General features: G+C 70.3%; 16 protein-coding genes. 7 read left to right on the top strand and 9 right to left on the bottom strand.

All coding sequences use genetic code 11. The features are described from left to right. Nucleotides 1-155: 155 nt before the first annotated feature. From ABTZ94_RS27385 to ABTZ94_RS27370, 4 genes are all read left to right on the top strand, one after another. Nucleotides 156-734: a hypothetical protein gene (locus tag ABTZ94_RS27385; protein WP_351204438.1), complete on the top strand. Its 579-nt coding sequence runs from the start codon at nucleotides 156-158 to the stop codon at nucleotides 732-734. Nucleotides 735-774: 40 nt separating this feature from the next. Continuing rightward, a complete protein-coding gene (locus ABTZ94_RS27380; RefSeq protein ID WP_351204436.1) occupies nucleotides 775-1551 on the top strand; it encodes a maleylpyruvate isomerase family mycothiol-dependent enzyme in 777 nt (258 codons plus the stop codon). A 126-nt stretch (nucleotides 1552-1677) separates the two neighbouring features. Continuing rightward, nucleotides 1678-2757: a PHP domain-containing protein gene (locus tag ABTZ94_RS27375; RefSeq protein WP_351204434.1), complete on the top strand. Its 1080-nt coding sequence runs from the start codon at nucleotides 1678-1680 to the stop codon at nucleotides 2755-2757. A gap of 4 nt (nucleotides 2758-2761) precedes the next feature. Beyond that, a complete protein-coding gene (locus ABTZ94_RS27370; RefSeq protein WP_351204432.1) occupies nucleotides 2762-3334 on the top strand; it encodes a VOC family protein in 573 nt (190 codons plus the stop codon). Here the strand turns inward: ABTZ94_RS27370 and ABTZ94_RS27365 are convergent. The 9 genes from ABTZ94_RS27365 to ABTZ94_RS27325 form a co-directional block, all read right to left on the bottom strand. Further along, on the bottom strand, nucleotides 3327-4334 hold the full coding sequence (locus ABTZ94_RS27365; protein ID WP_351204442.1) for an LLM class F420-dependent oxidoreductase: 1008 nt from the start codon (nucleotides 4332-4334) through the stop codon (nucleotides 3327-3329). The two genes, ABTZ94_RS27370 and ABTZ94_RS27365, sit on opposite strands and share 8 nt — an antisense overlap. Before the next feature lie 122 nt (nucleotides 4335-4456). Further along, the gene (locus ABTZ94_RS27360) at nucleotides 4457-5296 is read right to left on the bottom strand and encodes a DUF5336 domain-containing protein (RefSeq protein ID WP_351204430.1); all 840 of its coding nucleotides are present in this window, start codon (nucleotides 5294-5296) and stop codon (nucleotides 4457-4459) included. A gap of 187 nt (nucleotides 5297-5483) precedes the next feature. After that, complete coding sequence (locus ABTZ94_RS27355; RefSeq protein ID WP_351204428.1) at nucleotides 5484-6428, bottom strand: N-acetylmuramoyl-L-alanine amidase; 945 nt, start codon at nucleotides 6426-6428, stop codon at nucleotides 5484-5486. 26 nt (nucleotides 6429-6454) lie between these two features. Further along, nucleotides 6455-7111 (bottom strand): class I SAM-dependent methyltransferase, encoded by a 657-nt coding sequence (locus tag ABTZ94_RS27350; RefSeq protein ID WP_502967314.1) that lies wholly within the window; start codon nucleotides 7109-7111, stop codon nucleotides 6455-6457. A gap of 127 nt (nucleotides 7112-7238) precedes the next feature. Further along, nucleotides 7239-7697 (bottom strand): type II toxin-antitoxin system VapC family toxin, encoded by a 459-nt coding sequence (locus ABTZ94_RS27345; protein WP_351204426.1) that lies wholly within the window; start codon nucleotides 7695-7697, stop codon nucleotides 7239-7241. Next, the gene (locus ABTZ94_RS27340) at nucleotides 7687-7956 is read right to left on the bottom strand and encodes a type II toxin-antitoxin system Phd/YefM family antitoxin (RefSeq protein WP_351204424.1); all 270 of its coding nucleotides are present in this window, start codon (nucleotides 7954-7956) and stop codon (nucleotides 7687-7689) included. The genes ABTZ94_RS27345 and ABTZ94_RS27340 overlap by 11 nt, the downstream gene beginning before the upstream one ends. Nucleotides 7957-8192: 236 nt before the next feature. Continuing rightward, the gene (locus ABTZ94_RS27335; protein WP_351204422.1) at nucleotides 8193-9215 is read right to left on the bottom strand and encodes a sporulation protein; all 1023 of its coding nucleotides are present in this window, start codon (nucleotides 9213-9215) and stop codon (nucleotides 8193-8195) included. Between the two features lie 97 nt (nucleotides 9216-9312). Beyond that, on the bottom strand, nucleotides 9313-9531 hold the full coding sequence (locus ABTZ94_RS27330) for a hypothetical protein (RefSeq protein WP_351204420.1): 219 nt from the start codon (nucleotides 9529-9531) through the stop codon (nucleotides 9313-9315). Between the two features lie 215 nt (nucleotides 9532-9746). After that, nucleotides 9747-11543, bottom strand: coding sequence for an MFS transporter (locus tag ABTZ94_RS27325; RefSeq protein WP_351204418.1), 1797 nt, complete (start codon nucleotides 11541-11543; stop codon nucleotides 9747-9749). Between the two features lie 464 nt (nucleotides 11544-12007). Here ABTZ94_RS27325 and ABTZ94_RS27320 point away from each other — a divergent pair, with 464 nt between their 5' ends. The 3 genes from ABTZ94_RS27320 to ABTZ94_RS27310 all read left to right on the top strand — a co-directional run bounded on the left by ABTZ94_RS27320 (nucleotide 12008) and on the right by ABTZ94_RS27310 (nucleotide 18963). Next, complete coding sequence (locus tag ABTZ94_RS27320) at nucleotides 12008-14188, top strand: acyl-CoA dehydrogenase family protein (protein ID WP_351204416.1); 2181 nt, start codon at nucleotides 12008-12010, stop codon at nucleotides 14186-14188. A 26-nt stretch (nucleotides 14189-14214) separates the two neighbouring features. Beyond that, the gene (locus tag ABTZ94_RS27315) at nucleotides 14215-15420 is read left to right on the top strand and encodes a lipid-transfer protein (protein ID WP_351204414.1); all 1206 of its coding nucleotides are present in this window, start codon (nucleotides 14215-14217) and stop codon (nucleotides 15418-15420) included. A 141-nt stretch (nucleotides 15421-15561) separates the two neighbouring features. Then, nucleotides 15562-18963: an outer membrane protein assembly factor BamB family protein gene (locus ABTZ94_RS27310; RefSeq protein ID WP_351204412.1), complete on the top strand. Its 3402-nt coding sequence runs from the start codon at nucleotides 15562-15564 to the stop codon at nucleotides 18961-18963. Nucleotides 18964-19032 lie beyond the last annotated feature (69 nt).

Raw genomic sequence — 19032 nt, 5'->3', positions numbered from 1 at the left:
TCGTGTGCTCTTGCGATATCCGGCGTACTCCGGCTGGTCCCGGACGGCGGCCCCGAGTGGCGCGCCGCCCGGGGCCGGGTGATCCTGACGGAGAGTGCCGGAAGTGTCACTCACCATGAAGGCAGCCGTGATGCGCCCGGCCAAGGAGGCTCGCTGTGCCCAGTCCCGCCGTGAACCGCCCCGTACGCCCCGTACCGCTCCGCCGTCTGATCCTCCCGCTGCTGCTGTCCTGCGCCGTGCTCGTGGGCGCCACGGCGTGCGGCGGCGGCAATGGGAGCAAGACCGCGAGCAGCTCCGCGTCCCCGAGCGGCACGTCCTCGGCCGAGGCGCAGAAGTTCGCCAAGACGCGGTTCGTCGCCAATGCGGGGCTCGCGGCCGGTGCGACGTACCAGTGGATCGTGAAGCCATACCGTGCGGGCACGTTCAAGAAGGGCGCGGACGGGCGGACGTTCGCTCTGGTCAAGGCCGGGCTCGCGGGCGGCTTCGTCTACAACCGGCTGAAGGCCGCGGTGGTCAACGCCAAGGGCGACCCGCTGCTGTCGAAGGCGGTCGCGCCGCTGACGGCGGGCATCGAATCGCTCAAGGGGCTCGGCACCAAGCTCCGCAAGGGCGAGGCGGGCGCGGGCGACATCGGCTCCTTCGAGGGAGTGATCAACGGCATCAAGGACGCGGGCAGGAGCGCGGGCGCCGAGGTGAAGGACAAGGTGCCCACCAGCTCGCAGCTCGGCGGATAAACACATGCAAGAGGGGGTGTCGCGCACTACGGTTCGCGACATGAGCTCACTCCCGCACGACCTCTACTGTGACGAAATCATCGGCCGCACCGACGCGTTGAGGGCGGCGATCAAGGGCGCCGACCTCGGCGCGACCGTCCCGACCTGCCCCGACTGGACCCTGCGCGACCTCGCCGTCCATGTCGGCGGCGCCCATCGCTGGGCGGGCGAGATCGTACGCACCCGGGCCACCGAAGCCGTCCCGCACGAACGGGTACCGGAGTCCAGGCCCGAGGGCGACGACCCCGCCGTGCTCAACGCCTGGCTGGCGGACGGCGCGGCGAAGACCGTCGAGGCGCTGCGGGCGGCCGGCCCCGACCAGGAGGTGTGGTCCTGGGGGTGGGAGCGGAACACGGGCTTCTGGGCGCGTCGCATGGCGCACGAGACGATCGTCCACCAGGCCGACGCGGCGATCACCGCGAACACCGGCTACGAAGTGGCTCCGGAGCTGGCCGTCGACACCATCGAGGAGTGGCTGGAGATCGTCGCCTTCATGCAGGCCGGGGGCCACAAGGAGGCCGCCGGACTGCGCGGCGGCAGGGGCTCGATCCATCTGCACGCCACGGACGCGCCGGGGGCCGAGTGGCTGATCGAGTTCGGTGAGAACGGCTTCACCTGGCGGCGCGCCCACGAGAAGGCGACCGTGGCGCTGCGGGGCCCGCTCACCGACGTCATGCTGGTCTTCAACCGGCGCCTCGCTGCGGACAGCGACCGGGTCGAGGTGCTGGGGGACGCGGAACTGCTGGACTTCTGGCTGGAGCGCGCGGCGTTCGGCTGAGCCTCCACCGGCCGCCACCCGGGCACCGCCCGCTGTGCGGTCCCCCTCCGCTGTGCGGGCGCGGCGGTGCTGAGCCAAGCTGGAGAGGACAGCCCGTTGTGTCCGGCGGCCCCTGTGGAGGTGCCGATGGAGCCCGTCCGCGCCCTGAAACGGATCGCCTTCCTGCTGGAACGCGGCAGGGCCGGCACCTACCGCGTGCAGGCATTCCGTACGGCCGCCGACGTGGTGGCGGCGATGGCGGACGGTGAGGCCGCACAGCGGGTGGCCGACGGCTCGCTGGAGCCGGTCAGGGGTATCGGGCCGAAGACCGCCCAGGTGATCCGCGAGGCGGTGGCCGGAGAAGTGCCCGGCTACCTGGAGCGGCTGGAGGAGGAGGCCGCTGCTGCCCCGCTCGCCGAGGGCGGCGGGCGCCTCCTCGCCCTGCTGCGCGGCGACTGCCATCTGCACTCCGACTGGTCGGACGGGGGCAGCCCGATCGAGGAGATGGGCCGCACAGCGGCGGAGCTGGGCCATGAGTGGGCGGCCCTCACCGACCACTCGCCCCGGCTGACCGTGGCGAACGGGCTCTCCCCGGAGCGGCTGCGCCGGCAGCTGGACGTGATTGCCGAGCTCAACGCGGGCTGGACGCCGTTCCGGCTGTTCACCGGCATCGAGTGCGACATCCTCCCCGACGGCTCCCTCGACCAGGAGGAGGAACTGCTGGAGCAGCTGGACGTCGTGGTGGTCTCCGTACACTCCGAACTGCGGATGGACACGGCCCGGATGACCGGACGCCTGCTCGCGGCCGTCCGCCATCCGCGGGCGAACGTCCTCGGGCACTGCACCGGACGGCTGATCACCGGCCGGGGCCGCCCGGAGTCCCGGTTCGACGCGGACGAGGTCTTCGCCGCGTGCGCGGAGGCGGGCACGGCGGTGGAGATCAACAGCCGGCCCGAACGGCTCGACCCGCCCCGCCGGCTGCTGCGCCGCGCCGTCGCCGCGGGCACCCTGTTCTCCGTCGACACCGACGCACACGCGCCCGGGCAGCTGGACTGGCAGATCCACGGCTGCGCCCGCGCCGAGGAGTGCCACGTCCCGGCGGAACGCGTCATCACCACGTGGTCGGCCGGCGAACTGCTGGCCTGGTCGCGCGGGGGAACGACCCCGGAGCGGGCCCGCTCCGGGGCGGACGGGGCACTCTGCGCAGCCCCGGGACAGGAGCGGTGAACCCATGACGGCCACAAGTGTGCGAGGCATCGACCACATCGGGGTCACGGTCCCCGACCTGGAGACCGCCACCCTCTTTCTCGTCCGGGCGTTGGGAGCCGAGGTGCTGTACGACGCCCTGCGCCGCCAGGACCACCCGCAGGGCGGGCCGGACGTCGAGCGACGGCTCGGAGTCCCGGCAGGAACAGAGCAGTTGGCGATCAGGATGCTGGCCCTTCCCGGTGACGGCCCGGGAATCAAGCTGTTCGAGTTCCAGGGGCCCCGCCGGGAACCCCCGGTGCGGCCCTGCGACTTCGGCTGGCAGCATGTGGCGCTCTACGCCGACGACCTGGACGCGGCCGTACGGGACTGTGTGGCCGCCGGCGCCTTGCTGCTCGCAGAGGCGCAGCCGCTGCTGGGCCCCGAAGCGGGGGAGCGCAACCGGTTCGCGTATCTGCGCACCCCGTGGGGCAGCACCCTGGAACTCCTGACGTACCCCGACCCCCAGCCCTGGGAGCGGACCGCGACACGACGGCGCATACGGCCTGCGCCTGTGAGCACCGGCGCCTGGCCCACGGACCCGGCCCGCCCTAGCTGAGCTCCGCGAGCACCCGCAGCGTGTGCGGGTCCGGCGCCGTGACCAGCAGATCGGTCACCGGCCCCTTGCGCCACAACTCCAGACGTTCCGCGATCCGTTGGCGCGGCCCGACGAGCGAGATCTCATCGGCGAACGCGTCCGGGACCGCCAGCACCGCCTCCTTCTTGCGCCCTTCGAGGAACAGCTGCTGGATCCGCCGCGCCTCCTCCTCGAAACCCATCCGCGCCATCAGATCGGCGTGGAAGTTTCGGGCCGCGTGCCCCATCCCCCCGATGTAGAAGCCGAGCATCGCCTTCACCGGCAGCAGCCCCTCAGCGACATCGTCACAGACCTGTGCGCGGGCCATCGGCGCGATCACGAATCCGTCGGGAAGGTCCGTGAGCGACGCCTCGTACACATCGGTGCGCAGCGGTGACCAGTACAGCGGCAGCCAGCCGTCGGCGATCCTCGTCGTCTGCGCGATGTTCTTCGGCCCCTCCGCCCCGAGCAGTACAGGCAGCCGGGATCGCAGCGGATGGGTGATCGGCTTCAGCGGCTTGCCCAGACCGGTGGCGTCCGGACCGTTGTACGGGTGGGAGTGGAAGCGCCCGTCCAGCTCGACCGGAGCCTCACGGCCGAGTACTTGGCGGATGACGTCGACGTACTCGCGGGTCGCGGTCAGCGGGCTCTTCGGGAACGGCCTCCCGTACCAGCCCTCCACCACCTGCGGCCCGGACAGCCCCAGGCCGAGCATCATCCGGCCGCCGGAGAGATGGTCGAGGGTCAGGGCGTGCATGGCGGTCGCGGTCGGGGTACGCGCCGCCATCTGCGCGATACCGGTGCCCAGCCGGATGCGGGAGGTGTGCGCGGCGATCCAGGTCAGCGGGGTGAACGCGTCGGAGCCCCAGGCCTCCGCCGTCCACACCGATCCGTACCCCAGCTCCTCCGCCTCCCGGGCGAGCTCCAGATGGGCGGGGTTCGGGCCGCGGCCCCAGTAACCGAGCGCGAGTCCGAGCCGCATTCCGCTGCCTCCCACCAGTTCTGACACCACGTCAGGTCTTTGGCGCACGAACGGAGAGTACGACAGCGGCCCCCCGCCCGGAAGGGGCGAGAGGCCGCTGTTCGTGCTACTGAAGCGTGGGCTCAGCCGCGCTGGATGCCCGTGGTGTCCTGGAGCACGCCACGACGGCCGTCCTGCGTCTGGGCGATGAGGCCCGGACCGCGCTGCTCCACCGCGAGGTACCAGGTGCCGGGCGCCAACTCGGCGATCGGCGACGGCGAACCGTCCTCCCCGTACAGCGGGCGGGCCACCGGCACCGCGAACCAGAACGGCGTGAAGTCGCCGGACGGTGCACCGGCCGCCGGAGCCTGCTGAGCCTGCTGCGGCTGCGGCTGCGGCTGACCGGGCTGCGGCTGACCGGCTTGCGGCTGCGCACCGTACGGCTGCGGCTGACCGGGCTGCGCACCGTAAGGCTGCTGGGCGCCGGGGTAGCCGTATCCCTGGCCGGGCTGCTGCTGGCCGCCGTACGGCGACTGCACGGCCTGCGGACGCGGGGCGCCCATCAGGGGGGCCTTGAGCGCGGGGACCAGCGGGGTGGCGATCGCGCCGCCCGCGAGCACGATGGTCGCGAGCAGGCCGAGGATCAGGCCGACGCCCGCGTCGCTGGCGTCGATCGTCGTCCAGAAGGCCGTCCAGACCGCGAAGACACTGAAAGCGGCTCCGAATTGGCCGAGGTCGAGGCCTACGACCTTTCGGCTCGGCATGGCGCGGCCCACAACGACCAGCGCCGCACCGATGATTCCGGCCAGGAAGACGCTCATGAGGACCCCGAGGGCGTCCCAGGCGTTCGGGGTGTTGTAGGCGGAGCAGTTGAGACCCGCAGGGCATTTGAAGCCGGAGAGGTCGAGGAAAGAGGCGATGAACAGCACCACCGCTGCTCCGATCACCACGCCGTCGCCTCGAGTGAGGGAGCGGATATTCACGTGAAGGTCCTTAGTCGATTGTCTCGTCGGGGCGGTCGTCGCTGCCACCGGTAGGTCGGGCACGGCGCGAAGCTGGGGAAGCGGCTCCCCATCGTACGGATGAATCTATCGTCTGCCTGGACGGGTTGTGTCCCTGCCTGGGCCCTGAACGCACTTCCCCCCAATTTCGCCTCACAACTACCTCTTGCTACCCCTTCAGATAGCCGCTGATGCCATCGGCAATGCCCTGCGCCGCCTTCTGGCGCCAGCTCGCACTGGTGAGCAGAGCGGCATCCTTCGGGTCACGCATATTGCCGCATTCGATGAACACCTTGGGCACGGTCGACAAATTCAATCCGCCCAGGTCCTTGCGGATGTCCAACCCGGTATTGCCGCCCACATAATTGGAAGGCGCACTTCCGGTGGCGCGTACGAAGAGACCGGCGATCCGGGTGCCGAGATCGCGCGACGGTTCGACGATCTTCGAGGTGTCCGCCGATCCTCCCCTTACCAGTGCGGGGAGGATCACATGGAAGCCGCGGTTGCCGACCGCGGAACCGTCCGCGTGCACCGAGACCACCGCATCGGCCTTGGCGTCGTTGCCGATCCGGGCGCGCTCGTCGACACACGGCCCGTACGGGCGGTCGTTGTCGTACGTCAGCACGACCTTCGCGCCCTGCGCCTGCAGGAGCGTGCGCAGCCGGTGCGACACGTCAAGGGTGAACCGGGCTTCCGCGTAACCGGAGTTGGTCGAGGTGCCGGTGGTGTCGCACTCCTTGTGCGTGGTGCCGATGTCCACCTGACGGTTGATCTCGCGGGTGTGCAGATGGTTGTCGGGGTTGTGCCCGGGGTCGATGACGACGGTCTTCCCGGACAACGGCCCCGACGCCCGACCGGGCGCGGGCTTCGAGGGCTTCGCGGACGGGGTGGGGGAGGCGGACGTCTTCTCCGGCGCCGGAGCGCTCTTCGACGGCGAGGCCGACGGCGGCGCGGCGGAGGTACCACCGCTGCCCGGCCGGGGCCGCTCCTGCGCCCCGTCGCTGTCACCGCCCGCGCCGCAGCCCGCGGCGCTCAGGCACACGGCTGCGAGCGCGGCGGCGACGAACAGGGGCCTGCGGCGCGGTGTGGGGGGAACGCTCTCGTCGTACGGCACCCCGCGATGCTATCGGGGCGTTGTCCTCAGGTACCCGACCCCGTGCGGCGCAGCACACGCAGCGAATCCGTCACCGAGACCTCGGTGAACACGCCGGAGGCCAGCGCTCGCAGATAGACGCGGTACGGGGCCTGGCCGCCGTGCGCGGGGTCCGGGAACACATCGTGGATCACGAGCAGCCCGCCCTCGGCGACATGCGGCGCCCAGCCCTCGTAGTCACCGTTCGCATGCTCGTCGGTGTGACCGCCGTCGATGAAGACGAAGCCGAGCTTTCCGCCCCAGACGGCCGCGACCTGCGGAGAGCGTCCGATCAGGGCCACCACATGGTCTTCGAGACCTGCCGCGTGCAGGGTCCGGCGGAACGTCGGCAGCGTGTCCATCCGGCCGACCTCCGGGTCGACGACGGTCGGGTCGTGGTACTCCCAGCCGGGCTGCTGCTCCTCGCTGCCGCGGTGGTGGTCGACGGTGAGAGCCGTCACGCCGGCCGCGCGGGCGGCATCGGCGAGCAGGATGGTGGAGCGCCCGCAGTACGTCCCGACCTCGAGGACCGGCAGCCCCAGCGCGGCGGCCTCGACGGCGGCCCGGTACAGCGCGAGTCCTTCGACCACCGGCATGAAGCCCTTGGCGGCCTCGAAGGCGGCGAGAATCTCGGGCTTGGGCTCGGCGACGGACTCGGCGGGCACGGGTTCCTCCTGGTGGGGACGGTTCTGCGGGGTACGCGTTCGACGGCGCCCCATCGTGCCGTACGCCCCTGCCGAAGGCTTCGGCGGGGGCGTACGTGGGGGCAGAGTCGGGGCGCACCCCGACGGCCTATCGGTCGTGGAGCACCTGCGGTCGTGTGACGGCGACAACGGTGAGCAGGTCGTCCAGCCCTTTGAAATCATCGGGGTTCATGGTGAAGAGCGGAAGCTCCTCGGCGATGGCGATGGACGCGATCATCAAGTCGGCTACTCGGCGCCGCGGTTTACGGCCGGCACCGATCACGGCAGCGCAGACCCTGCCGTAGACGCGGGCTGCCTCCGCGTCGAAGGGGATCGCGTCGAACTCGTTCTCGGCACGCTGGAGGACGTCCAGCCGACGGGCCCGCTCGGCGTACTCGTCGAAGTCGTCCTGCTCTTCGTTCCGCCGCACCTCGTGCGGGCCGGCGGAGAGCTCGGCCAGTGTGATGGCGCTGATCGCCACCTCGGCAGGGAGTTCCTCGGGATCCACCCATCTGCGAAGGATCATGATGTTGGTGTCCAGCAGACCCTGGTCGTACTCAGCGGGCATAGGGGTCGTCCAGCCTCTGCTCGGCGGTGGCATCCTGATCCGCCCGGAAGGCGTCCAGCGAGATGTCCGGAGCGGTACGGGACATGGCGGTGAACTCGCCGCGCGGGACGAACCGCCTGCGTCGGCGCAGCGGGATCAGCTCGCCGATGCGATGTCCGTCCCGCGTGACAGTGAAGGCCTGCCCGCCCTGGACGGCGTCCATGATCTCTTTGGACCTGTTGCGCAGGTCGCGTTGCGTGATCTCCTGCTGTCCTGCCATGACATCCACAGTAATGCGGGGTGCTACTGGGTGCCACTGGATGTCACACCATCGTGTCCGTCTCCGTAAATACATCAGGGGGCTGCTGGCGAAAGTGAACCGGCGAAGGCCTGTGCCGGGGTGCGGTTCCGTCGACCGGGGTGGGTGCAGCCCCGAATCTACGGGCTTCTAAAGGCCGCCGCAGGACGCGCGCTGAGGGTGAGGTTCAGCGGACGGCGTCCCGCGGCGGTCTCCGGTCAGGCGTCGTCGTCGCCGTCTTCGTCGTCGTCGCCCTCGAAGAAGTCGCCGATCTCGTCGACCGCCTCGGCGGCGACCATGCCGCCGACCACGCCCACGGCAAGCCCCGCGGCGCCCGCAGCGATGGCGGTGCCCATGCCTGGTCCGGAGCGGTGCTCGGGGTGGTCGCCGTGTCCGTGGTGGCCGTGGCCCTTGTCCGTGTACCCGCCGTGGGAGGCGTGCGGGAGATGGGCGGCGTGGCCGTAGGAAGCGCGGTGCTCGACCATCTCCTGGATCCAGCCGTCCACCTCGGCGTTCCAGTTCCGGGTGTGGACATCCGCGTAGGCCACGATGTGGCGGGAGAGCGCGTCGTGGCCTTCGATGAAGAAGCCGCCGCGCTTGTCGGCCTCGATGACGACCTCGAGGCCGGCCGGGCCCGCCAGGAAGGTGACCTCGACCTCGTTGACGGCGTGGGCGTACTGCGCGGGCGGGGTGAGCTCGATCTCCTGGTAGAAGGGCAGCTGCTGGCCGGTGCCGTGGATGTGTCCGTACTCCAGGTCGGCGGACTTGAAGCCGAAGCCGAGCTGGCCGAGTGCTTCCAGGATCGCCTCCTGGGCGGGCAGCGGATGGACGGTGAGCGGGTCGAGGTCCCCCTTGTCCTTGGCACCGGCGACGCCGAGTTCGGTACGCACGCCGAGCACGATGCCCAGCGGCTGCCCGTACAGCTCGGTGATCGGGGTCTCCCACGGCAGCGGGAAGGCGAACGGGATGCTGCGCTGCTCGCCCTCGGCAAGGCGGAAGTTCCCGCCGACGGCGATGCGGTGGAAGACGACCGCACCCTCGGACTCGCCGTGCTCGTGCTCGGCCTCGACGCGGGCGATCAGCTCCAAGGTGATGTGGTCGATGGTGAAGTCGGCGTTGCCGCCCTTGAGGTTGACCTGCCCGGACAGGGTTCCGCCAGGGACGGCGGAGACCGGTTCGATGACGGTGTCTACGGCTGGGCCGCCCACGCCGAGCGAACCGAGGAGTCGCTTGAACACCATGACCGCGTTCTCCTTCTTGTGTGCGCTTGATGATCACGAAACGGGCGGGCCGGGTACCGTCGGCTCGCGGCGGTACCCGGCCCGCTCCTGCGGGGCCTTACTTGGCGGAGTCCAGAGCAGCCAGGGCCTGCGCCCAGCCGACGTACTTCAGGCCGGCCAGGTCGGCGACGGTCTTGATCCCGAACGCCTCCTCCAGCAGCGCGCCCTGGCGGTCGGAGACGCCCTTGAGCACGGAGACCGGCGCGGCCAGCACCTCCGGCACACTCTTGTCCGCCCACGCCTTGTCCAGCACCTTGTCCAGGTCGATCGAAGCCATACCAAACCCCTCCCAATGGATCACGGATCGACAGAGGAACAGAGCAGTGTGCCGACAGCCGGTCAGGGCAAGTCGGGCACCCCGCGCTTCCTCTACATTGCTGTAGAAGAATAGGGGTAGGACTGCGGCCGCAACGCCACGAGAATGCCTTCGGGTGGAAAGTCCGAAAAGCGCCCCGCAGGAGTTCGTCGCGGGGTCGAACGTCCCTCATCTGCTCACGACGACACCGTGGTTCGGCGCTCCGGTGCGCTGACGCTCAGCACCAGATCGGCGTCGACCGGCAGCCCGTTGCCGGGGTAGGCCGCCGGGTAGGCGCGCGGCGCGTATCCGGTCGCCGATCCGGCCAGCACGAAGTTGCCGCCACAGGGGGTGGCCAGCATGTAGTGGCCGTCCCCGTCCGCCACGGTGAGACCGGCCTGTCGGCCCCGGTGGTCGATCAGCGTGACATTGGCGCGGGCCACCGGCCTGCCGTCCGCGTCCAGCACCCGGCCGCGGAAGCCGCCCGAGCCGGTGACCGGGCGGGATGCGGAGAGTACGGGGGCCGAGGCGTCGTCGTCGCTGCTCACCAGCAGCGCCGGGCGCATCGCATCGCGCTGCGAGGGCAGGAACGCGGCCAGTACCAGCCCGACCACCACCGCGCCCGTCGCGATCAGGAACGAGATGCGGAATCCCTCCATCGAGGGCAATGACACCCCGCCCGTTCGCACCGAGGTGTTCGCCAGCACCATGCCGATCACGGCGCTCGACACCGACGTACCGATCGACCGCATCAGGCTGTTCAGACCGTTGGCCGCACCCGTCTCGGACGGATCGACGGCCCCGATGATCAGTGCGGGCAGCGAGGAATAAGCGAGTCCGATACCGGCCCCGATCACCACCGCGATCACGACGGTCTGCCAGGCGGCGCTCATCAGCCCGAGCCCGGCCCCGTATCCGATCGCGATGATCAGCATGCCGAGCATCAGCGACACCTTGGGGCCGCGGCGGGCGGACAGCCGGGCGTACAGCGGGGCGACGAACATCATCGTCAGGCCGAGCGGCGCCACGCACAGCCCGGCGACCACCATCGACCGGCCGAGTCCGTACCCCGTCGACGTCGGCAGCTGGAGCAGCTGCGGCAGGACGAGCGAGACGGCGTAGAAGGCGACCCCGACCATGATTGAGGAGAGGTTGGTGAGCAGTACCTCGCGCCGGGCCGTGGTCCGCAGATCGACCAGCGGAGCCGGGCTGCGCAGCTCGAAGAGGCCCCACAGGACCAGAATCACCAGCGCCGCGGCGATCAGACCGAGCGTGGTGCCGGAAGTCCAGCCCCAGTCACTGCCCTTGGTGACGGGCAGCAGCAGGCAGACCAGGCCGAGCGAGAGCCCGAGTGCGCCGGCGAGGTCGAACCGTCCGGGGGCGCGCAGCGTGGTCTCCGGTACGACGAGGGCGGTGAGCACCATCGACAGCACACCGAGACCGGCCGCCCCGAAGAAGAGGGTGTGCCAGTCGGAGTGCTGGGCGACCAGCGCGGCGGCGGGCAGCGCGAGTCCGCCGCCCACTCCGATCGAGGAACTCATCAGCGCCATCGCCGAGCCGAGCTTCTCGCGCGGCAGCTCGTCGCGCATGATGCCGATGCCCAGCGGGATGGCGCCCATGGCGAAGCCCTGGAGCGCGCGTCCCGCGATCATGACCACGAGGTCGTCGGTGAAGGCGCATATCAGTGAACCGGTCACCATCACGGCGAGGCTGGCGAGCAGCATCTTCCGCTTGCCGTAGAGATCGCCGAGCCGCCCCATGATCGGGGTCGCGACGGCCCCCGCGAGCAGGGTCGCGGTCATCACCCAGGTGGCGTTGGACGGATCGGTGCGGAGAAGGGCGGGCAGATCCTTGATGACGGGGACGAGCAGGGTCTGCATCACCGCGACGGTGATACCCGCGAAGGCGAGTACGGGGACGACACCGCCGCCTGCCTTGCGGGGCCGCGGATCGGGGAGTTCCCCGGCGTGCTGTCCGTTCGTCGTCTGTGGCATACGTGCGGCCTCCGAGCGGCGTGGTCAAGGGGCTGAAGAGGCGTGCAAGTCCTGTGGCGGGCAGCAACGACCGCCAGGTGTGCGCAGGTTGAAACCTTCCGCAGGTCCGAGGTATTCCGGTGAACGCGGTGCGAACGGACACGGCTGCGCACCCGGCCGGCCCGGAGTGTCCTGTTCATCCCACTTACGGGGTCCACTGGGAATCCCCACGATCGGGTGCGGGAGCTACGCACGACGAGAGCCGCGCTTCAGCAGGCCGGTGAATTCCCTCGGCCCCCACCTCGACGGCCCGCCGCCCTCACGGGTGGCGGGCCGTGTCCGGACTTCGCAGGGTCCGGTGAGGCAAGACACTGAGACAGGCGTCGATCCGTTCGCCGTCCGCCCCCTTCACTGACCTTCCATCAGATTGCAACGTGTTCTACTCTTGCGCCTCGTTCCAGTGGCTGCGACCGGCGAGGATCCGCATGAGCATCGGAATCACCACAGAACACAGGGAGTTGGCGCAGGCTGTACGGGGCTGGCTGGCGCGCGCCGTGCCGCCCAAGGAGATGCGGGGGCTCCTCGACGCGGACGCCCCCGGTATCCCCCGCGTGCGCCCCGCGCACTGGGGCGGGCTCGCGGAACAGGGTCTCCTCTCCATCCATCTGCCCGAGGAGTACGGGGGCGGAGGCGGCCAACTCCTCGATCTGGCCGTGGTCCTGGACGAGGCGGGCCGGGCCGCGCTCCCCGGCCCGTATCTCGCGAGCGCCCTCGCCTCCGCCGTACTGCACGCGTCGGGGGCGGACGCGCCGGTACGCGACCTCGCGGACGGCACGCGCATCGGCGCCGTCGCCCTCGGCCCCGGCACCCTCACCGCAGTGGAGCACGAGGACGGCCATCTGCTCGACGGCACGGCCCCGCCCGTCCTCTCCGGCGCCGACGCCGACCTCCTCCTGCTGCCCGCCGAATCGGCCACCGGCACCCTCTGGTTCGCCGTCGACGCCGACACCGAAGGGCTGATCGCCCGCCCGCACCACAGCGCCGACCCGACCCGCCCCACGGCCGAGGTCCGCGCCGAGGGCGTACTCGTCCCCGTGGAACGCGTCGTACGGACCGACACCGCGCACGTCCGTGACCTCGCCGCCGTCCTCTTCTCCGCCGACGCGTGCGGAACCGCGGCCAAGGCGCTGCACACCGCGGTCGAGTACGCCAAGGTCCGCGAACAGTTCGGCCGCCCCATCGGGCAGTTCCAGGGGGTCAAGCACCTCTGTGCCGACATGCTCGTACGGGTGGAGCGGGCCCGCGCTCTGGTGTGGGACGCGGCCCGCGCCGCCGACGAGGAGGTGGACCCGGACGTACGGTCCATGGTCGCCGCCCTCGCCGCGTCGGACGCACTCGACGCCGCGTACGACTGCGCCAAGGACTGCATCCAGATCCTCGGCGGCATCGGCTTCACCTGGGAGCACGACGCCCATCTGTATCTGCGCCGGGCCCTGGTGGCCCGGCAGCTGCTGGGGCCCGGTGACGCCCACCGGCTGCGGGCCGTACGGCTGGCCGAGGGCGGGGCGCGTCGCGAACTCACCCTCGAACTCCCCGCCGAGTCCGCTGCCCACCGGGCCGGGGCGCGCGAAGCCATTGCCGCCGCCCGCGGCCTCGACCCCAAGGCCGCCCGCCGCGCCCTCGCGCCGACCGGCTACGCCGCCCCGCACCTCCCCGCCCCCTACGGCCTGGGCGCCGGACCGACTCAACAACTCGCCGTACAACAGGAGTTGAAGGAACAGGGGGTGAAGCTGAGCGACCTCGGGATCGCCACCTGGGTCGTCCCTTCGCTCATCGCCCACGGGACGGCACAGCAGCAGGACCGCTATCTGCTGCCCACCCTGCGCGGCGAACTCCTCTGGTGCCAGCTGTTCTCCGAACCCGGCGCGGGTTCCGACCTCGCCTCGCTCCGGACGAAGGCCGAACGGACGGCCGAGGGCTGGCGGATCAACGGGCAGAAGGTGTGGACGAGCGCCGCCCAATGGGCCGACCACGGAATCCTGCTGGCCAGAACCGACCCGGACGCCCCCAAGCACCAGGGGCTCAGCTACTTCCTCGTCGACATGAAGAACACCGAGGGCATCGACATCCGCCCGCTGAAGGAGATCACCGGCGACTCCCTCTTCAACGAGGTGTACTTCGACGACGCCCTGCTGCCCGCCGACGCCGTCGTCGGCGAGATCGGCGACGGCTGGCGGGTCGCCCGCAACACCCTCGGCAACGAACGCGTCCACATGGCCGACCAGATGACCTTCGACACCGGCCTTGAGGCGCTGATCGCTCGCTCCGGTGAACTCGACGGTACGTACAGGGCCCGCATCGGAGCACTCGCCGCCGAGGCCCACGCACTCGCCTGCATCGGACTGCGGACCACCCTGCGGCAGGTGTCCGGACTCGAACCGGGCGCGGGAGCCTCCGTCCGCAAACTCGTCCAGACCGCCCACCAGCAGAAGGTCGCCGAGCTGGCCCTCGAACTGCTCGGCCCGGCCGGCGCGGTCGGCGAAGGGGCGGGGGAGCGGGCCGTGCACGGCTTCTTGATGTCCCGCTGCCTGACCATCGCGGGCGGCACCACCCAGGTTCAGCTCAATGTCGTCGCCGAGCGCATCCTCGGCCTCCCGCGCGACTGACGCGATCGAATCGAAGGGACTTGCTCATGAAGGCGTACATCGTCGGTGTCGGAATGACGAAGTTCGAGAAGCCCGAGACACGCGACTGGCAGTACTGGGACATGGCGAAGGAGGCCGGGGCGGCGGCGCTCACCGACGCCTCCCTCGCGTACGAGCAGGTCCAGCAGGTCGCCGCCGGCTACTGCTTCCAGGCCTCCACCGCCGGTCAGCGCGCCGTCTACGAACTCGGCCTGACCGGAGTCCCCGTCTACAATGTCAACAACAACTGTGCCACCGGATCCACGGCGCTGATGATGGCCCGGCAGTTCGTCGAGGGCGGCGGCAGCGACTGCGTCCTCGCGCTCGGCTTCGAGAAGATGACGCGCGGCGCGCTCGGTGGCAAAGGCGCCGACGGCGGTGCGGCGGACTTCAAGACATCACCGGTGGCCAAGCACTACGGGATCATGGCCGCCGCCCACGGCTTCGAGATGAGCCCGCCCACCGCCCAGATATTCGGCAACGCGGCCCGCGAGCACATGGAGCGGTACGGGACGACCGAGGCACAACTCGCCGCGGTCGGCGCCAAGAACCACCGGCACTCGGTGAACAACCCGTACGCCCAGTTCCAGGACCCGTACACGGTCGAGGAGATCCTCGCCGCGAAGACCATCCACCGCCCGCTGACCAAACTCCAGTGCTCACCCACCTCCGACGGGTCGGCCGCCGCCGTCGTCGTATCGGAACGCTTCGTCGAGAGACACGGTCTGGGCGACCGGGCGGTCGAGATCGTCGCCCAGGCCATGACCACCGACACCGGCGACTCCTTCGCCTCCGGGACCTGCATCGACGCCGTGGGACTGCCGATGTCGCGGGCCGCCGCCCAGCAGGTGTACGAGGCCTCCGGGCTCTCGGCCGCCGACCTCGACGTCATCGAGCTGCACGACTGCTTCTCCATCAACGAACTCCTCACCTACGAGGCGCTCGGCCTGTGCGACGAGGGCGAGTCCGGCAAGCTCGTCGAGTCCGGGGCCACCACGTACGGCGGCCGGTGGGTGGTCAACCCGTCCGGCGGACTGATCTCCAAGGGGCACCCGCTCGGCGCCACCGGAATCGCCCAGGCCGCCGAACTCACCTGGCAGCTCAGGGGGGAGGCGCAGGGCAGGCAGGTGAAGGACGCCCGGGTCGGCCTGGCCCACAACATCGGGCTCGGCGGGGCGGCGGTGGTGACGCTGCTGCGGCGGGCAGCGGGGTGAACGACGGGAGTCCAGCACCGGCCGAGCCTTGTCGTACTGCTCGCCGCGTACTCGCCATGTGCAAGTTTTTTGTTCTGACGAAGCGGAACCTTTGCTTTACGTTCCGCTTCTGAACTTGTTGCACCTGCACGCTTCCTGCGCATGAAACCAATCCGCGCAGCAGCGAAAGCCAGTCTTGTGCTGCTGTTCTTCGTACTGGGCTTCGGTGTCCAGCCCGCATCCGCGCATGTGTCGCCACACCATGCCGAACTCGTCGTCTCCACCAAGCAGAACGTCACCAGCGGGAGGCTCATCGTTCACCGTGACGTGGTCTCGCCCGAGAACGCGGGCGCTTGGGCGTCGCGCCTTCTGACCACCTCCTGCCCGGCCACCGGCTCCGGCGTCGCGGGCGACAGCGGCGGAGTCCCGGGCGGTGTGGTGGTCGAGCTGGCATGGAGCTGCCAGGTCGACCAGCTCGACCTGACCTCGATGCTGAAGGAGGGCGGACTGACCCAGGCCGTCGTCGAGTTCGACGGCAACACGGTCGATGCGACCGCGACCACCCCGGTCGTCGACGCGTCGGGCGCCCATGAGGCACCCGCCTTCCCGTGGGGCCCCGTGGCGCTCGGTACGGCCCTGGCCGTCGTGGCACTGCTGGCCCTGCGCCGGGCGCTCCGGAGCCGCTCGGAGCTCCAGAGCCCGCAGCGGCGTCAGCTGGGCAGCCGTCGTCGTAAGCAGCTGGTCGCGGCCGGTGTCGCCGTGGTGGCGGGTCTGGGGCCGGCCGGTACGGCGTTCGCCGCCGACGCGGCGACGACCGGCGACTGGGTGTCCGTCCAGGGCACGGTCTTCGAGGATGCCAACCACAATGGTGTGCGGGACCCGGGTGAGGACCCCATGGCCGGCGTCGATGTCACCGACGGCTCCGTCTGGACGACGACCGGCGCCGGCGGCTCATACACCCTGCGGATGGACCTGACCCGCCGGGAGACCGATCTGGTCAACATCGTCTCTCCCAACGGCTACACCCCTGTCCTGCGGGAGGACTCCGTCCCGCAGTACTTCCACAAGGTGCCCGGGAGCGGTCCGCGCACCGGTATCGACTTCGCCCTCGTGCGGGACAAGAACGCCGCCGACCCCACCGAGAAGTGGCTGATGGATTCCGACGGCGAGGTGTCCAACACCTCGGACGCAGCCGCGCGCAGCACGCTGCCGGAGTGGACCGGCCAGGTCGAGGCGATGTCCGAGGTCGACGGCGCGTCGATGGCGATCACGACGGGTGATCTGACGGTCACCGACTACGCCGCGGAGCCCCGCCGACAGGGTGGCTACGACATCCTGCGCAAGGGTCTGACCGACGGCAAGCTCGGAATGCCCTTCTACCCGACGATCGGCAACCATGACTTCGGCGGCACCGCCACCTCCCAGGGCTATGCCGGCAGCATGGAGTACTGGCGCAAGAACCTGGGCCCGGAGTGGTACAGCTTCGACCGCAACGGCCGTCACATCGTCGTCCTTGAGGACAACTACGACTCCAGCGGCCTGAAGCCGCAGCTGGAGTGGCTGCGTGAGGACCTCAAGCGCCACGCCGTGGGCAAGCAGGTGCTCGTCTTCGCGCACCGGTCCCTGTTCACCGTATGGGGACCCGGCGCGGGTATGCAGCCGACCATCGACGAGCTGGCGAAGTACGACGTGCGGATGTTCGCCGCGGGTCACAACCAGCAGGCCGAGTACCGCCGTGGTGCCTTCCAGCGCTCGGTCGAGGTCAACAACCAGGGCAAGTACGGCATCGACGGCTCCCACCCGGACTACAAGATCCTCGACTTCAAGGACATCACCGACGACCCGCGTACCAAGCGCAACGAAGACACCGGCTACGTCAAGGGTACGCACCGGCAGTTCACCGTCGATGACGATGCCGCGCTGGTCAGCCCCGCACAGGGCAGTGTCCACCCCACCGGAGCCAGGATCCCGGTCGAGCTGTACGCCGAGGACGACGGCCGCACCCCGCACACGGCGACCCTCACCGTCCGCGACAGCCGCGGCCGCACCGTACGGCGGGAGAGCGGACTGAAGTTCGGCTCCAGCAACCACCGGACGGGCATCGAGAACTGCTACACGGCGCCCGGCGGCAAGCCGGAGCCCTGTCCGCAAGCCCGGACCTCCTGGACCCGGGTCAGTGACCGCATCGGGTCTCTGGGCCCGGGTACGTACACGGCGAAGATGACCGCCGTCGACACCAAGGGCAAGGCGTGGCCCACCATCGAGAACACCTTCCGGGTGGTGCCCAACAGCAAGTTGGCCAAGCCCAAGAGCGGTCAGGACTGGACCCGTCAGGGCCGCGACGAGGCGGGACGCTCCGCGAGCACGGACGATCCGGGTGCCGAGCTCGACCTGCGCTGGGCCGCCAACACCGGTGAGCAGTTCAACCTCAACGGGTCGGTGATCGCCGGCAACAAGGTGATCGTCTCCTCCCGGGCGTTCGACTCCCCGTACAGCATGATGCTCGCCTACGACATCAAGTCCGGCCGCGAGATCTGGCGCACCTACCTGGACGGCGACGCCGAGTCGGTGCCCGCCCTCCACGACGGCAAGGTCTACCTGACCACCGCCGTCGGCCGGATCTACGCTCTCGACGCCCGGGACGGCCACGTCGTCTGGCAGACGATCGAGGACGAGCAGCAGCACGGCGACACCGTGCGCCGCTACGGCCGGGCCGGTGGCCCGGTCAGCGTCTTCGACCTGGAGGGCGAGGACCGCACCGTCGCGGTCTACCAGAACTGGAGCAAGATCAGGTGCCGTGACGCCAAGAGCGGTGACCTGCTCGGCGGCTTCGACGGAGCGGCCTCCTGGGGCCAGTTCCACAGCACGGCGGTCCGCCAGCCCGGCTCCGACACCGTGTACCTGCAGACGGGTTCCAGCAACACGCTGGTCGCCATGGACCTCGCGACCTGCAAGCAGCTGTGGGCCCAGGACACCGACGGCGGCATCGACAGCCACTCCTCCCCGGCCCTCACCGATCCGGCGAGCGGTGACCCGCAGGTGGTGACGGTGACCCAGAGTGGTGTCCGCGGGCACGACCTCAAGACCGGCAAGGCCCTGTGGAAGTCCGCGGCGAACGACCCCTGGACCTGCGAGCCCGGCAAGGCTCCGCTGACGAGCGCCGCCGTCCGGGGCGACATCGCCTACGTCGCCGGCCGTGACGGTGTCGTCCGCGCCTACGACACCAGCGCGGCCGACCCGAGCAAGCCGCTGTGGGAGACCCCCGTCGGCTACCTGCCCGGGGAAAGCCCCATGGACGACAAGTGGCGGGTGGCAGGCGGCTGCACCGCCGCGGGGCCCGGATCCCCTGCGATGCACGCCCTGGTGACCAAGGATCTGGTGTACGCGGGCACCTGGGACGGCCGTCTGCTCGTCCTGGACCGCGCCACCGGCAAGCGGCTGACCGAGTACAACCTCGGTGGCGGAGTCGCTTCGGCCCTGTCCGTCAGCGGTGACTGGGTGATCGCCCTCACCGACGACGGGTCGATCCACGCCCTGGCGGCCCGTCAGCCCCGCCACGGCTGACCGGACACCCGGCATACACCGTCTCGCTCTCGCCCTGTGAGCTGCCTCCCCGGCCAGGGGAGGCAGCTC

This window comes from Streptomyces sp. NPDC002785, assembly GCF_040295565.1.
Lineage (GTDB): Bacteria > Actinomycetota > Actinomycetes > Streptomycetales > Streptomycetaceae > Streptomyces.
This window is presented reverse-complemented; position numbering and strand designations above follow the sequence as displayed.